A 15,684-nucleotide genomic window follows, 5' to 3' on the forward strand; every position below is an offset into this window, starting at 1 on the left:
AGCGCGCCATCCTAGGCCTCGAACGACCCGCCTGACCAGGGGTTTCGCAAGACGTATACGGCATTGTCAGTGGCGTGGTGTGCAATGGATCTCGTGCCCGCACTGGAAGAACCACTCAAAAAGGTGCTCGGCCCCGCCACCGCGAAGGTGATGGCCGAGCATCTCGGCCTGCACACAGTAGGCGACCTCCTGCACCACTACCCGCGCAGATACGAGGAGCGGGGCCAGCTCACGCACCTCGCCGAGCTGCCGATGGACGAGCACGTCACCGTGGTCGCCCAGGTCGCCGACGCCCGCCTGCACACCTTCGCGTCCAGTAAGGCCCCCCGGGGCAAGGGCCAGCGTCTCGAAGTCACGATCACGGACGGCAGCGGCCGGCTCCAACTCGTCTTCTTCGGCTCGGGAGTTCACAAACCCCACAAGGAACTCCTGCCGGGCACCCGCGCGATGTTCGCCGGCAAGGTCTCCGTCTTCAACCGCCGCCTGCAACTCGCGCATCCGGCGTACGAGTTGCTGAAGGGCGACGCCGAGGAAGCGGTGGAGACCTGGGCGGGCACCCTGATCCCCATCTACCCCGCCACCGCCAAGCTGGAGTCCTGGAAGATCGGCAAGGCCCTTCAGACGGCACTCCCCAGCGCCCAGGAAGCCGTGGACCCCCTCCCGGACTCCCTGCGCGAAGGCCGAGGCCTGGTCTCCCTCCCGGAGGCACTCCTCAAGATCCACCGCCCGCACACCAAGGCGGACATCGCCGCGGCCCGCGACCGCCTCAAGTGGGACGAGGCCTTCGTCCTCCAGGTGGCCCTGGCCCGCCGCCGCCACGCGGACGCCCAACTCCCGGCGGTGGCCCGCAAACCGACCCCGGACGGCCTCCTCACGGCCTTCGACGACCGCCTTCCGTTCACCCTCACGGATGGGCAGGTGAAGGTGTCCAAGGAGATCTTCGATGACCTGGCTACGGAGCATCCGATGCACCGGCTGCTGCAAGGGGAAGTGGGTAGCGGAAAAACAATGGTGGCCCTCCGAGCCATGCTCGCCGTGGTCGACGCCGGCGGGCAGGCAGCCATGCTCGCGCCCACCGAAGTGCTCGCGCAGCAGCACCACCGCTCCATCACCGAGATGATGGGGGAGTTGGCCGAGGGCGGGATGCTGGGCGGGGCCGAGCGGGCGACCAAGGTCACGTTGCTCACGGGTTCCATGGGGACGGCCGGGCGGCGTCAGGCCCTCCTCGACCTCGTCACCGGTGAGGCCGGGATCGTGATCGGCACGCACGCGTTGATCGAGGACAAGGTCCAGTTCCACGACCTGGGCCTGGTCGTGGTCGACGAACAGCACCGCTTCGGCGTCGAACAGCGCGACGCCCTGCGCGGCAAGGGCAAGCAGCCCCCGCACCTCCTCGTCATGACCGCGACCCCCATCCCGCGCACGGTCGCCATGACGGTCTTCGGCGACCTGGAGACCTCGGTCCTCGACCAACTCCCGGCCGGCCGCTCGCCGATCGCCAGCCATGTCGTCCCCGCAGCGGACAAACCCCACTTCCTGGCCCGCGCCTGGGAGCGCGTCCGCGAGGAGGTCTCCAACGGCCATCAGGCGTACGTCGTCTGCCCCCGCATCGGCGACGAGGACGACGACCCCAAGAAGGCCGGCAAGGCCAAGAAGAAGTCCCCCGAGGACGAGGCGGAGAAGCGCCCACCGCTCGCCGTCCTGGACATCGCGGCCCAGCTCGCCAAGGGCCCGCTCCAGGGGCTGAAGATCGAGGTGCTGCACGGCCGTATGCACCCCGACGACAAGGACGCGGTGATGCGCCGTTTCGCCGCCGGGGACACGGACGTCCTGGTCGCGACCACGGTCATCGAGGTCGGCGTCAACGTGCCCAACGCCACGGCCATGGTGATCATGGACGCCGACCGCTTCGGCGTCTCCCAGCTCCACCAGCTCCGCGGCCGGGTGGGCCGCGGCTCGGCCGCCGGCCTCTGCCTCCTGGTCTCCGAAATGCCCGAGGCCAGCCCGGCCCGCCAGCGCCTCAACGCCGTCGCCTCCACCCTCGACGGCTTCGAACTCTCCCGCATCGACCTCGAACAGCGCCGCGAGGGCGATGTGTTGGGGCAGGCGCAGTCCGGTGCCCGCACTTCGCTCCGGGTCCTGTCGGTCATTGAGGACGAGGAGGTCATCGCGGAGGCGCGGGAGGAGGCGACGAAGGTGGTGGAGGCCGATCCCGACCTGGAGCACCTTCCGGCCCTGCGGACAGCTCTGGACGCCCTACTGGACGAGGAGAGGGAGCAGTACCTGGAAAAGGGCTAGGGGTAGCCCACCCAGGGGCGCGGGGAACTGCGCGACCAGCCACAATGAACCTGAAGCCGCCCACAACCAAGGACCCCAGATGACCCGCGTGATCGCCGGCGAAGCCGGCGGACGTCGACTCGCCGTGCCGCCAGGCACCGGCACCCGCCCCACCTCCGACCGTGCACGCGAGGGCCTCTTCTCCACCTGGCAGTCCCTCCTCGGCGCCCCCCTCAACGGCGAACGCGTCCTGGACCTGTACGCGGGCTCAGGCGCCGTAGGCCTGGAGGCACTGTCCCGCGGCGCGAGCCACACCCTCCTCGTCGAGGCCGACCCGAAGGCCGCCCGCGTCATCAGGGAGAACGTCAAGAACGTCGGCCTCCCCGGCGCCGAGGTCAGGGCGGGCAAAGCGGAGCAGATCGTCCAGACGCCGGCGTCGGCGGACCCGTACGACATCGTCTTCCTCGACCCGCCGTACGTTGTCCCAGATCACGATCTTCGGGAGATTCTCCTCACACTCCGGTCCGGGGGCTGGCTCGCGCCGGACGCGCTCGTCACCGTGGAGCGCAGCACCAGAGGCGGCGAATTCGGGTGGCCGGACGGGTTCGACGCGATCCGGGCCCGTCGCTACGGCGAGGGGACCTTTTGGTACGGTCGCGCCGCCTCTACGTGCGAAGACGCACGATGACCGGACCGGAGAGCGAGGGAAATCAAGTGCGCCGCGCTGTTTGTCCGGGGTCCTTCGACCCCATCACCAACGGACACCTCGACATCATCGCCCGGGCCTCCCGGCTGTACGACGTCGTGCACGTCGTCGTGATGATCAACCAGTCGAAGAAGGGCATGTTCACCGTCGACGAGCGGATCGGGCTGATCGGCGAGGTCACCGCCGAGTTCGGCAACGTCCAGGTCGAGGCGTACCACGGCCTGCTCGTCGACTTCTGCAAGCAGCGCGACATCCCGGCCATCGTCAAGGGCCTGCGCGCGGTCAGCGACTTCGACTACGAACTCCAGATGGCCCAGATGAACAACGGACTGTCGGGCGTCGAAACCCTGTTCATCCCCACCAGCCCCACCTACAGCTTCCTGTCGTCCTCGCTGGTCAAGGAGGTCGCGCAGTGGGGCGGCGACATCTCCCACCTGGTGCCGCCGATCGTCCTGGAAGCGCTCCACGAGCGGCTCGGACAGGACTGAGGCACTGACAGTGCGTCACCCGGTGTCGGGCGGGGCGGGAGTGGTCGTACAGTCGACCCGTCCGTCTCCAACACGTCGGTAGAGAGTGGCGAGCACACGGTGGACGTGCAGAAGAAGCTCGACGAGATCGTCGCCTCGGTCTCCAGCGCCCGTTCCATGCCCATGTCGGCCTCGTGCGTGGTCAACCGCGCCGAGCTGCTCACGCTGCTCGAAGAGGTGCGCGCGGCCCTGCCGGACTCGCTTGCGGAGGCGCAGGAGCTGATCGGCGGCCGGCACGAGATGGTCGAGCAGGCCCGTCAGGAGGCCGAGCGGATCATCCAGACCGCGCACGCCGAGCGCGGCTCGCTGATCTCCGACACCGAGGTCGCCCGCCGCTCGCAGAACGAGGCGGACCGCATCCTCGCCGAGGCCCGCCAGGAGGCCGAGGAGGTCCGTGCGGAGGCCGACGACTACGTCGACTCCAAGCTCGCCAACTTCGAGGTCGTCCTCACCAAGACCCTCGGCTCGGTCGGCCGCGGCCGCGAGAAGCTGCTCGGCACTGGCCCCGGCATCGACGACCAGGGCTACGAGGACGAGGACGCCCCCGAGCGCAGCCACGACCCGGAGACCCTGCGCCGCGACGCCGACGCGTACGTGGACGTCAAGCTCGGCGCCTTCGAGGCCGTGCTCGCCAAGACCCTGGAGGCCGTAGGGAAGGGCCGGCAGAAGCTGCACGGGCGGATCGCCAGCGACGACCTCGGCGCCCTCTCCCTCGACGACGACGGCAACCAGGTCCAGCACACCAGCGACGCCGACTACCTCGCCGACCTCGCGACCGTCACGGACACCCCGGTCTCGGCGACCCCGCTCCAGCCCGAGCAGCAGGACTACGCCCCACAGGCGGCCTACGACTACCAGCAGACCGCCCAGCAGCAGGACCCGTACGGCTACCAGCAGCAGGGTTACGCCCAGCCCCAGCAGCAGGACCCCTACGGGTACCAGCAGGCCGACCCCTACGCCTACCAGGGCTACGACACCGGCCAGCAGCCCGTGTACGACCCGAACCAGATGCAGCAGGCCCAGCAGCTGGACCAGCAAGGCCAGCAGCAGGGTTACGCCCTCGACGAGACCAGCCTCTTCGACACCGGCATGATCAGCGCCGAGCAGCTGCGGGCGTACGAGCAGGGCCGAGGCCTGTAAGGGACCACCGGATTGGGCCGTGAGCGAAAGGTCCAGTATCCTGGCTCTTCGGTCGCGTGTACGTCCGCGATCACCGCTGCCCGGAAGCACCGAAGGGCAGCGCCCCATGAGCTCAGCAGACCGAAAGACAGGGATGGCTCTGAACGCCCGCCTCGACCACCGCAACCCTCTCGTGTTCGACACTCACGAGCTGGGTCGGCGTCCTGGTGCGCTGCAGCGCCTGAACCGTTCGATCGACGCTCCCAAGGATCTCGGGATCCAGGGAGTCATCGGAGTGCCGGAAGGCGCCCCGGTGGAGCTCGACCTCCGCCTTGAGTCGGTCATGGAAGGGGTGCTTGTCACAGGCACCGCCCGTGCAACGGCCAAGGGGGAGTGCGTAAGGTGTCTGGAGCCGCTTGAGCTGTCGCTCGAAGCGGACTTCCAGGAGATGTTCTCGTACCCTGACGCCGACGACCGTGGCCGTGTGAAAGCGGAACCGGTCGACGACGCCGAGGAAGACGAGGACAGGCTCTTCATCGAGGACGGCTTGTTCGACCTCGAATCCGTGCTGCGGGATGCGGTGGTGCTCGCACTGCCGATGCAGCCGGTGTGCCAGGACGACTGTCTGGGCCTGTGCTCCGAGTGCGGGGTACGGCTCACGGACGACCCGGACCACCACCATGACGCCGTCGACATCCGTTGGGCGGCACTGCAGGGACTCGCCGGTTCACTCGAAGACGGCGAGAAGGACGAGATCAGTGGCGAAGCGCCCCGACCGGCGCGCGCCAACGAGAAGCAGGAGAAGTAGCCGTGGCTGTTCCGAAGCGGAAGATGTCGCGCAGCAACACGCGCCACCGCCGGTCGCAGTGGAAGGCTGCGGTCACCCCTCTGGTTGCGTGCGAGCGCTGCCACGAGCCCAAGCAGCAGCACATCGCGTGCCCGTCTTGCGGCACGTACAACAAGCGCCAGGTCCTCGAGGTCTGAGCGGCTGGTGAGAGGCACCATGTCTGACGTCAAGGCCGACTCAGTCGCCAAGAAACACGCGGACACAGCCTCGTCCCACACGCTGTTGGAAGGGCGGCTCGGGTATCACCTCGAGTCCGCCCTTCTGGTGCGTGCGCTGACCCACCGTTCGTACGCGTACGAGAACGGCGGTCTGCCGACGAACGAGCGGCTGGAGTTCCTCGGGGACTCCGTGCTCGGCCTCGTCGTCACGGACACGCTGTACACGACCCACCCCGACCTGCCCGAAGGCCAACTGGCCAAGCTGCGGGCCGCGGTGGTCAACTCTCGTGCGCTGGCGGAGGTCGGTCGCGGTCTGGAACTCGGCTCCTTCATCCGGCTCGGCCGCGGTGAAGAGGGCACGGGAGGCCGGGACAAGGCGTCCATCCTCGCCGACACCCTGGAAGCGGTGATCGGCGCGGTCTATCTCGACCAGGGCCTCGACGCGGCCTCCGAACTGGTGCACCGCCTGTTCGACCCGCTCATCGAGAAGTCCTCGAACCTCGGTGCCGGCCTGGACTGGAAGACCAGTCTCCAGGAGCTCACCGCGACCGAGGGGCTCGGTGTCCCCGAGTACCTGGTCACGGAGACCGGTCCCGATCACGAGAAGACCTTCACTGCTGCCGCCCGCGTCGGAGGCGTCTCGTACGGCACCGGCACCGGCCGCAGCAAGAAGGAGGCGGAGCAGCAGGCCGCCGAGTCCGCCTGGCGGTCCATCCGGGCCGACGCGGACGAGCGAGCCGAGAAGGCCAAGGAGGCGGCCGAACAACAGGCCGTCGAGACCGCCGCCGAGGCCGCTGAGCAGCCTGCCGAGGAGAACACCGACACGTCGTCGGCGTCCGCCTGACCGAACAGCGCGACCCGAGCGCCCGTCCCCCAGTGGGGCGGGCGCTCGGATCGTTCACCCGTGACCAGCAGGGGATGCCATGCCCGAGTTGCCCGAGGTCGAGGTCGTCCGGCGCGGTCTGGAGCGCTGGGTCGCCCAGCGCACCGTCGCCGACGCCGAGGTACTGCATCCACGTGCGGTACGGCGGCATGTCGCCGGCGCCGACGACTTCGCGCACCGGCTCAAGGGGCATCGCATCGGCACCCCGAGCAGGCGCGGCAAGTACCTGTGGCTGCCGCTGGAGGACACCCACCAGGCGGTCCTCGCGCACCTCGGGATGAGCGGTCAACTCCTGGTCCAGCAGCACGAGTTCCCCGACGAGAAGCACCTGCGCATCCGGGTCCGGTTCGCCGACGCCCTCGGCACCGAACTCCGCTTCGTCGACCAACGCACCTTCGGCGGGCTGTCGTTGCACGACACCACCCCGGACGGGCTGCCGGACGTCATCGCGCACATCGCGCGCGACCCCCTGGACCCGTTGTTCGACGACGAGTTGTTCCACCAGTCGCTGCGCCGCAAGCGCACGACCATCAAACGGGCCCTGCTGGACCAGTCGTTGATCAGCGGGGTCGGCAACATCTATGCGGACGAGGCCCTTTGGCGGGCCCGCGTCCACTACGAACGCCCGACCGCGACCTTCACCCGCCCGCGCACCGCCGAACTCCTGGGCCACGCACGGGATGTGATGAACGCGGCCCTCGACGTGGGCGGCACCAGTTTCGACAGCCTGTACGTCAACGTGAACGGGGAGTCGGGCTACTTCGACCGCTCGCTCGACGCGTACGGCCGCGAGGGTCTGCCGTGCCGGCGCTGCGCTACGCCGATGAGGCGGCAGGCGTGGATGAACCGGTCGAGCTACTTCTGCCCCAAGTGCCAGAAGGCGCCCCGGGTTTGAGGATCCCGCGGGTCTAGAGGCCGGCGCGCGTCTCGTCGTAGCGCGTGCGGGCCGCGAGGACGTCGTCCATGCGGGACTCCACGAAGTCGACGAGCCCCATCAGGCGTTCGGCGACGCCGTGTCCCAGCGGGGTCAACTCGTAGTCCACGCGCGGTGGGTTGGTCGGCTGGGCCTCGCGGTGGACCAGGCCGTCGCGCTCCAGGGCGTGCAGGGTCTGCGAGAGCATCTTCTCGCTGACGCCGTCGACGCGGCGCCGCAGTTCGTTGAAGCGCAGCGAGCCCTCGTGCAGCGCGCACAGGGTGAGTCCGCCCCAGCGGCCCGTGATGTGCTCCAGGGTGCCTCGGGAGGGGCAGGCCTTCGCGAAGACGTTGTACGGGAAGTTCTGCTCCTCCGTACGCTCCTGGGTCGTGTCCATGTCGTCAGGGTACGCGAATACAGCGCTAACCAAAAGGGAGCACTAACCGGTGGTTAGTGCTCCCTGTGGGTGTCCTGCGGTGTCGGACTAGTACCCGAAGTCCTGCGTCCACCAGGGGCCGCCGGTGCCGAAGTGCACACCGACGCCCAGGGTCTTGAAGTCGCAGTTCAGGATGTTGGCCTTGTGGCCGGGGCTGTTCATCCAGGCGTCCATGACCGCGGCCGCGTCGGCCTGGCCGCGGGCGATGTTCTCGCCGCCGAGGTTGGTGATGCCGAGCTTCTCCGCCCGGTCCCACGGGGTGGCCCCGCTGGGGTCGGTGTGGTCGAAGAAGTCCTGGTCGGCCATCTGCTGGCTGAAGTTCTCGGCCAGGGTGGTCAGCGAGCTGTTGGCGGCCACCGGGCTGCAGCCGACGAGCGCGCGCTGTTCGTTGACGAGCTTGAGCACCTCGGCCTCGGCGGCTGCCTCCGTGGAGACCGTCACCGGTGCGTCGGCGGACTGCGTGGGCGCCGGAGTGGTGGGCTTCGCCGAGGGGGCCTTGGTCGTCGGCTCCTCGGTCGGGGTGGCCGCCGGCTTCTTCGTCGGGGCCTTGGTGGCGGGCGCGGTGGCGGACTTGGTCGGCGCCGCCGACGGGGAGGCCGCGCGGTTCGCGTCGCGGCTCGTGGACGAGCCGTCGTCGCGGGACTCCGCGCTGCCGGAGGTACCGCCCTGCTCGGTCGCCGAGTTGGACGGCGAACCGGCCGCCTGCACCTTGTCCGAGCCGCCACCGCCGCCGAGCTTGTAGTTGTCCAGCCCCGGCATCGCACCCGCGGCGACCGCGACCGTGCCGATGGCGACGGCGGCGGAGACACCGAGCAGGCCGGTCTTGACCGGCGTCGCGGTCTTGCGCTTGCGGCGGCGGCCGCGGCCCGGGCGTGAGCCGTCGCCCCGGGAGGCGGTGGCGCCGGCCGCCTCGGGGAAGACCACGGCGTAGTCCTCCTCGGTGGCGAAGAGATAGGCCTCGCTCTTGCGGCGGGAGTCGGCCTTGAGGCGGCTCTCGGCCTTCAGGCGGGCCTCGCTCTTCGGCGGGACCTCGTCGCCGTTCGCGTGGACCTGGCGGACCCGGTGGTCAGAGGGGCCCTGGTGGTTCACGTGGGTCGGGTGGAACTCGGCGGGGCCCTCCGGGTGGAGATAGGGCGCCATGCCGATCGTCGAGCCGTCGGCCGGGTTCCAGGCGAAGCGGTCGTTCCGGTCGGAGTGGTCGTTCCAGTCGTACGAGTCATGCGGGTCGTAGCCGCTCGTGTATGAGCCGTGCGTCTCTGTGACCCCCGTGGCGCGGCTCGTGGCGGCGCGGCCGGCGGCGGAGCGTCGGTGGCGTCCCATGTCCTTGCCTTTCGTCCTTGCGGTCAACTCGTCCGTGCGGTGACCCAGCTCACTCGATCGAGTGAGTTTCATATGAGATTCATTGGGGCGGACGGTACCGCATGGCGCGTGGGGAGCAAGTGCCCCGAGAGGTTTTGGCCGGTTAGGTTGCAGCCATGAGCGAGGATGTGCGGATGGTCGCCTGGGTGCGAGGGCGTGTGCAAGGTGTGGGTTTTCGGTGGTTTACCCGTGCCAAGGCTCTGGAGATCGGGGGCCTGAGTGGTTTTGCTCTCAATTTGGGCGACGGACGCGTGCAAGTGGTCGCAGAGGGGTCACGCGAGGGCTGCGAAGGACTCCTCGACTGGCTCCGGGGGCACGACACGCCCGGGCGCGTGGAGGGCGTGACCGAGATCTGGGACACACCCCGCGGCGGCTACGACGGCTTCGCGATCCGCTGAGCACAATCTGCGAAACGGTGTAAAGCGGCCCTGGCGGAAGCGGCGGGACATGCCACCGGCAGCTGCCCCTAGCGGAAACTGCCTGGTGGTTGCCAAGAACGGCTCGCTCTGGCAGGCTCCGCACCTAAGGATGATCGCCACATCCAGCGAGGCCCCGCAGGAGTCGCCGTGCCGCCCGGTCAGGGCCGCGTGCCCCCGGGTAGCCCGCCAATACGGGGCGTGATCGTGTTGACCGTCAAACTTTTTGGTGAGACTCTGAAAGCCCCGCGCACCTTAGCTGTTTGGCATGGAAGAACAGCAGAGCAACACCCAAGACTGTCAAGCACCGCGGGTGCGATTCCCTCACGACCCACACCGCTTCGGTCGGTCACTCAGTGTGGAGGACCATCCATCATGGCAAAGGCGCTTCTCGGTTACGTCGGCGGCTCCGACCCGCGACTCCTCGCCGAGATGCGACGGCTCCAGCAGCGCGTCCAGGACCTGGAATCCGAGCTCGTTCGGATCCAGGAAGAGAACGACGCGCTGACGGCTGCCGCAACTCACGATTCGCTTCTCGAGCTCGACGCACGCCAGGCGGAGCCCGCGCTCACCTGATCACTGCGACGCATCGCATCACATGACAAGCAGTGGTTGGGCGCCCTGCATCAACCGCTAAGTTGTCAGAGTTTGCAAGGGACGCTTCGGCGTCCCTTCTTTCTTTCCCCCGCAAGCCTCCACCCTCTTTAACGTTTGGTGTGCCCTGCACGTTCAAGGGCGAAACCGCGGGGAACCGGACGTTCATGGAGAGAGCGAGCGGCGGAAGGTAGAGTCCAGCGGCGTGCACCTCAAGGCCCTGACCCTGCGGGGGTTCAAGTCGTTCGCCTCGGCGACCACGCTCCGGTTCGAGCCGGGGATCACGTGCGTGGTCGGACCGAACGGCTCGGGCAAGTCCAATGTCGTGGACGCGCTCAGCTGGGTCATGGGCGAACAGGGCGCCAAGTCGCTGCGCGGCGGCAAGATGGAGGACGTCATCTTCGCCGGCACCACCGGCCGCCCCCCGCTGGGCCGCGCCGAGGTGTCCCTCACCATCGACAACTCCGACGGCGCACTGCCCATCGAGTACGCCGAGGTCACCATCACGCGGATCATGTTCCGCAACGGCGGCAGCGAGTACCAGATCAACGGCGACACGTGTCGCCTCCTCGACATCCAGGAGCTCCTTTCCGACTCCGGCATCGGCCGCGAGATGCACGTCATCGTCGGCCAGGGCCAGCTCGACTCCGTGCTCCACGCCGACCCCATGGGCCGCCGCGCCTTCATCGAGGAGGCGGCCGGCGTCCTCAAGCACCGCAAGCGCAAGGAGAAGGCGCTCCGCAAGCTGGACGCGATGCAGGCCAACCTCGCGCGCGTGCAGGACCTCACGGACGAACTCCGCCGCCAGCTCAAGCCCTTGGGCCGCCAGGCCGCGGTCGCCCGCCGCGCGGCCGTCATCCAGGCGGATCTCCGAGACGCGCGCCTGAGGCTGTTGGCCGACGACCTCGTACGACTGCGCCAGGCGCTGAACACCGAGATCGCCGACGAGGCCGCGCTGAAGGGCCGCAAGGAGGCCGCCGAACTGGAGCTGCGCAAGGCCCTCCAGCGCGAGGGCCTCCTGGAGGACGAGGTACGGCAGCTCACGCCGCGCCTCCAGCGCGCCCAGCAGACCTGGTACGAGCTGTCCCAGCTGGCCGAGCGGGTACGCGGCACGATCTCGCTGGCGGACGCCCGGGTGAAGAGCGCGACCTCCGCACCCCCCGAGGAACGCCGGGGCCGCGACCCCGAGGACATGGAGCGCGAGGCCGCCCGTATCCGCGAACAGGAGGCGGAACTCGAAGCAGCCCTTGAGGCGGCCGAGCACGCCCTGGAGGACACGGTCGCCCACCGCTCCGAACTGGAACGGGAGTTGACGGCCGAGGAACGCCGTCTGAAGGACGTGGCCCGTTCCATCGCCGACCGCCGCGAGGGTCTGGCCCGCCTCAACGGCCAGGTCAACGCGGCCCGTTCACGCGCGGCCTCCGCCCAGGCAGAGATCGACCGCCTCGCCTCCGCCCGCGACGAGGCCCAGGAACGAGCGGTCACCGCACAGGAGGAGTACGAGGTCCTCCAGTCCGAGGTGGACGGCCTGGACGCAGGCGACGCGGAACTCTCCGAGCGTCACGAGGCCGCCAAGCGCCAACTGTCCGAGGCGGAGGCCGCGTTGACGGCAGCCCGGGAAGCGGCCACAGCGGCGGAACGCAAGCGGGCCGCCACCCAGGCCCGCCACGAGGCACTCGCGCTGGGCCTACGGCGGAAGGACGGCACCGGCATACTGCTCGGCGCACGGGACAGGCTCACCGGTGTTCTGGGTCCAGCGGCGGAGTTGCTGACGGTGACGCCGGGCCACGAGGTAGCCCTGGCGGCGGCCTTCGGCGCGGCGGCGGACGCGATCGCCGTGACGACTCCGGCATCGGCGGCAGACGCAATCCGCTTGCTGCGCAAGCAAGACGGGGGCAGGGCGGCGCTACTGCTGGCAGGAGCCCCGGACGATCCAACACCGGGCACGAGCACACCCCCAAGGGGCGCGGGGAACGGCGCGACCAGCCACGACGTACCTGCAGACGCCCAACAACGTTTCGCGGCAGACCTGGTCCGCGCCCCCTCCGAACTCATGCCCGCAGTCCGCCGCCTCCTCCACAACTACGTCGTGGTCGAAACCCTCGAAGACGCCGAGCAACTCGTATACACCCACCCCGAGTTGACCGCGGTCACCGCCGAAGGCGACCTGCTCGGCGCCCACTTCGCCCACGGCGGCTCCGCCGGCGCCCCCAGCCTCCTCGAAGTCCAGGCCTCCGTAGACGAAGCCGCCGCCGAACTCGAAGAACTGGCCGTCCGCTGCGAGGAGTTGGCCGACGCACAGCAGACCGCAGGCGAGCGCCGCAAAGAAGCCGCCGCACTGGTCGAGGAGTTGGGGGACCGGCGCAGGGCGGCAGAGCGCGAAAAGTCGGCCGTGGCACAGCAGTTGGGACGCCTGGCCGGGCAGGCACGCGGCGCCGCCGGAGAGGCCGAGCGGTCGACCGCGGCGGCGGCACGAGCACAGGACGCCCTCGACAAGGCCGTAGAAGAAGCCGAAGTCCTCGCTGAACGGCTTGCTGTCGCTGAGGAGATGCCGGTCGAGGAGGAGCCTGACACCTCCGTGCGGGATCGGCTTGCCGCTGATGGGGCCAACGCTCGGCAGACCGAGATGGAGGCGCGGCTTCAGGTCCGTACGCACGAGGAGCGGGTCAAGGGGCTTGCCGGGCGGGCCGATTCGCTGGACCGGGGGGCCCGAGCGGAGCGCGAGGCGCGGGCGCGGGCCGAGCAGAGGCTCGCGCGGCTGCGGCATGAGGCCGCCGTCGCCGAAGCCGTCGCCTTCGGGGCGCGGCAGTTGCTCGCGCACGTCGAGGTGTCCCTGCACCGCGCCGACGAGGAACGCACAGCCGCCGACGCCGCCAAGGCGCGCCGCGAGCAGGAGTTGGCCGCTGCCCGGAACCAGGGGCGTGACCTCAAGGGCGAGCTCGACAAGCTCACCGACTCCGTGCACCGGGGGGAAGTGCTCGGGGCCGAGAAGCGGATGCGGATCGAGCAGCTGGAGACCAAGGCGCTGGAGGAGCTGGGGGTGGAGCCCTCGGGGCTCGTCGAGGAGTACGGGCCGCATCAGCTCGTGCCGCCCTCGCTCGCCGCCGAGGGCGAGGTGCTGCCCGATGATCCGGAGGATCCACGCAACCAGCCCCGTACCTTCCACCGCGCCGAGCAGGAGAAGCGGCTCAAGTCAGCCGAACGGGCGTACCAGCAGCTGGGAAAGGTGAACCCGCTCGCGCTGGAGGAGTTCGCGGCGCTGGAGGAGCGGCACAAGTTCCTCAGCGAGCAGCTGGAGGACCTGAAGAAGACCCGCGCCGACCTGCTTCAAGTGGTGAAGGAGGTCGACGAGCGCGTCGAGCAGGTCTTCACCGAGGCGTACCGGGACACGGCCATCCAGTTCGAGGGGGTCTTCAGCCGACTGTTTCCGGGCGGCGAGGGCAGGTTGATCCTGACCGACCCCGACAACATGCTGACCACGGGGGTGGATGTGGAGGCCCGCCCGCCCGGCAAGAAGGTCAAGCGGCTCTCCCTGCTCTCCGGCGGTGAGCGGTCCCTGACTGCCGTAGCGCTGCTCGTGTCGATCTTCAAGGCCCGGCCCAGTCCGTTCTACGTGATGGACGAGGTCGAGGCGGCGCTCGACGACACCAACCTCCAGCGGCTGATCCGGATCATGCAGGAGCTGCAGGAGGCCTCGCAGCTGATCGTGATCACCCACCAGAAGCGGACGATGGAGGTCGCCGACGCGTTGTACGGCGTCTCCATGCAGGGCGACGGGGTGTCGAAGGTCATCTCGCAGCGCCTTCGCTAGATCTCCATCGCGTGTTCAAGTCTTGAACGCATGGCTGTCACCTGTGGGGTTGGATTTCACAGGGGACCCCCTATTGACTTCGAAACTTGAAGGCATAGTCTCTGCAACGTTGCTTTTACCTTCAGGTGGTGGGCAGCGGGAAGCTGTGCGCCACTGGAAGGGTCGCCCCCCCACCCCGGCAGCGACGCCGGTGGCCTCAGGAGTTACACGTGACCAGCACTGCGCAGGCACCTCAGTCAGGAGCCGGGTCGGCTCATCCCGAACATCTCGCGCACGTCATCTTCATCGCGGCGGCGGCCGCGATGGGCGGCTTCCTCTTCGGCTACGACAGTTCCGTGATCAACGGTGCCGTCGAGGCGATCCGCGACCGCTACGACGTGGGCTCGACGGTCCTGGCACAGGTCATCGCCATCGCCCTGATCGGCTGTGCCATCGGCGCGGCGACCGCCGGCCGGATAGCCGACCGCATCGGCCGTATCCGTTGTATGCAGATCTCCGCCGTGCTGTTCACGATCAGCGCCGTCGGTTCGGCGCTGCCCTTCGCGCTCTGGGACCTCGCCTTCTGGCGGGTCATCGGCGGTTTCGCCATCGGTATGGCCTCCGTCATCGGCCCGGCCTACATCGCCGAGGTCTCCCCGCCCGCCTACCGCGGCCGGCTCGGCTCCTTCCAGCAGGCCGCGATCGTCATCGGCATCGCGATCTCGCAGCTGGTCAACTGGGGTCTGCTGAACGCCGCCGACGGCGACCAGCGCGGCAAGCTCATGGGCCTGGAGGCCTGGCAGGTCATGCTCGGCGTCATGGTGATCCCGGCCGTCCTCTACGGCCTGCTCTCCTTCGCGATCCCCGAGTCCCCGCGCTTCCTGATCTCCGCGGGCAAGCTGACCCGCGCGCACGACGTGCTGCGTGAGGTCGAGGGCGACGACGTCGACCTGGACGCCCGCGTCGCCGAGATCGAGCACGCGATGAAGAGCGAGCACAAGTCGACGTTCAAGGACCTGCTCGGCGGTGGCGGCTTCTTCTTCAAGCCGATCGTCTGGGTCGGCATCGGCCTCTCGGCCTTCCAGCAGCTCGTGGGCATCAACGTCGCGTTCTACTACTCCTCGACGCTGTGGCAGTCCGTCGGCGTCGACCCGACGCAGTCGTTCTTCTACTCCTTCACCACGTCGATCGTGAACATCATCGGCACCGTGATCGCCATGATCTTCGTGGACCGCATCGGCCGTAAGCCGCTGGCCCTCATCGGCTCGGTCGGCATGGTCGTCGGTCTCGCGCTGGAGGCCTGGGCCTTCTCGTACCACCTGGTCGACGGCAAGCTGCCCTCCGCGCAGGGCTGGACCGCGCTGATCGCGGCCCACGTCTTCGTCCTCTTCTTCGCCCTGTCCTGGGGTGTCGTGGTCTGGGTCTTCCTCGGCGAGATGTTCCCGAACCGGATCCGCGCCGCCGCCCTCGGTGTCGCCGCCTCCGCGCAGTGGATCGCCAACTGGGCCATCACCGCGAGCTTCCCGTCGCTGGCCGACTGGAACCTCTCCGCGACCTACGTGATCTACACGGTCTTCGCCGCGCTCTCCATCCCGTTCGTCCTGAAGTTCGTGAAGGAGACGAAGGGCAAGAGGCTGGAGGACATGGGCTGACCGGCCC

At 69.0% G+C, this 15,684-nt stretch carries 14 protein-coding genes; 12 read left to right on the forward strand and 2 right to left on the reverse strand.

Features of this window, described 5'->3' with window-relative positions; all coding sequences use genetic code 11:
* The first annotated feature begins 84 nt into the window (after positions 1 to 84).
* From recG to mutM, 8 genes are all read left to right on the forward strand, one after another.
* Positions 85 to 2,298 carry an ATP-dependent DNA helicase RecG gene (recG, locus tag R2B38_RS30290; RefSeq protein ID WP_318019055.1) on the forward strand — a complete coding sequence of 738 codons (2,214 nt, stop codon included), beginning with the start codon at positions 85 to 87 and terminating at the stop codon, positions 2,296 to 2,298.
* Positions 2,299 to 2,377: 79 nt separating this feature from the next.
* Positions 2,378 to 2,965, forward strand: coding sequence for a 16S rRNA (guanine(966)-N(2))-methyltransferase RsmD (gene rsmD / locus R2B38_RS30295; protein WP_318019056.1), 588 nt, complete (start codon positions 2,378 to 2,380; stop codon positions 2,963 to 2,965).
* Between the two features lie 26 nt (positions 2,966 to 2,991).
* Entirely contained in the window at positions 2,992 to 3,471 is a 480-nt protein-coding gene (gene coaD, locus R2B38_RS30300) for a pantetheine-phosphate adenylyltransferase (RefSeq protein WP_318021832.1), read from the forward strand.
* Between the two features lie 99 nt (positions 3,472 to 3,570).
* Positions 3,571 to 4,650: an ATP synthase F0 subunit B gene (locus R2B38_RS30305; protein ID WP_318019057.1), complete on the forward strand. Its 1,080-nt coding sequence runs from the start codon at positions 3,571 to 3,573 to the stop codon at positions 4,648 to 4,650.
* A gap of 133 nt (positions 4,651 to 4,783) precedes the next feature.
* Positions 4,784 to 5,437, forward strand: coding sequence for a YceD family protein (locus tag R2B38_RS30310; RefSeq protein ID WP_033282673.1), 654 nt, complete (start codon positions 4,784 to 4,786; stop codon positions 5,435 to 5,437).
* 2 nt (positions 5,438 to 5,439) lie between these two features.
* A complete protein-coding gene (rpmF, locus tag R2B38_RS30315; RefSeq protein WP_015657589.1) occupies positions 5,440 to 5,613 on the forward strand; it encodes a 50S ribosomal protein L32 in 174 nt (57 codons plus the stop codon).
* A 19-nt stretch (positions 5,614 to 5,632) separates the two neighbouring features.
* A complete protein-coding gene (gene rnc, locus R2B38_RS30320; protein WP_033282672.1) occupies positions 5,633 to 6,478 on the forward strand; it encodes a ribonuclease III in 846 nt (281 codons plus the stop codon).
* 79 nt (positions 6,479 to 6,557) lie between these two features.
* Positions 6,558 to 7,412, forward strand: a complete 855-nt coding sequence (gene mutM / locus R2B38_RS30325; protein WP_318019058.1) for a bifunctional DNA-formamidopyrimidine glycosylase/DNA-(apurinic or apyrimidinic site) lyase — start codon at positions 6,558 to 6,560, stop codon at positions 7,410 to 7,412.
* A gap of 13 nt (positions 7,413 to 7,425) precedes the next feature.
* Here mutM and R2B38_RS30330 read toward each other — a convergent pair whose 3' ends face one another.
* On the reverse strand, positions 7,426 to 7,827 hold the full coding sequence (locus tag R2B38_RS30330) for a helix-turn-helix domain-containing protein (RefSeq protein ID WP_318019059.1): 402 nt from the start codon (positions 7,825 to 7,827) through the stop codon (positions 7,426 to 7,428).
* An 87-nt stretch (positions 7,828 to 7,914) separates the two neighbouring features.
* A complete protein-coding gene (locus R2B38_RS30335; RefSeq protein ID WP_318019060.1) occupies positions 7,915 to 9,186 on the reverse strand; it encodes a CAP domain-containing protein in 1,272 nt (423 codons plus the stop codon).
* A gap of 155 nt (positions 9,187 to 9,341) precedes the next feature.
* Here R2B38_RS30335 and R2B38_RS30340 point away from each other — a divergent pair, with 155 nt between their 5' ends.
* The 4 genes from R2B38_RS30340 to R2B38_RS30355 all read left to right on the forward strand — a co-directional run bounded on the left by R2B38_RS30340 (position 9,342) and on the right by R2B38_RS30355 (position 15,677).
* Entirely contained in the window at positions 9,342 to 9,623 is a 282-nt protein-coding gene (locus tag R2B38_RS30340) for an acylphosphatase (RefSeq protein WP_318019061.1), read from the forward strand.
* 393 nt (positions 9,624 to 10,016) lie between these two features.
* Entirely contained in the window at positions 10,017 to 10,217 is a 201-nt protein-coding gene (locus R2B38_RS30345) for a hypothetical protein (RefSeq protein WP_019068749.1), read from the forward strand.
* Positions 10,218 to 10,440: 223 nt separating this feature from the next.
* Positions 10,441 to 14,046, forward strand: coding sequence for a chromosome segregation protein SMC (gene smc / locus R2B38_RS30350; protein ID WP_318019062.1), 3,606 nt, complete (start codon positions 10,441 to 10,443; stop codon positions 14,044 to 14,046).
* A gap of 209 nt (positions 14,047 to 14,255) precedes the next feature.
* Positions 14,256 to 15,677 carry a sugar porter family MFS transporter gene (locus R2B38_RS30355; protein WP_318019063.1) on the forward strand — a complete coding sequence of 474 codons (1,422 nt, stop codon included), beginning with the start codon at positions 14,256 to 14,258 and terminating at the stop codon, positions 15,675 to 15,677.
* Positions 15,678 to 15,684: the final 7 nt, after the last annotated feature.

The sequence above is a fragment of the Streptomyces sp. N50 genome (genome assembly GCF_033335955.1).
GTDB lineage: Bacteria > Actinomycetota > Actinomycetes > Streptomycetales > Streptomycetaceae > Streptomyces.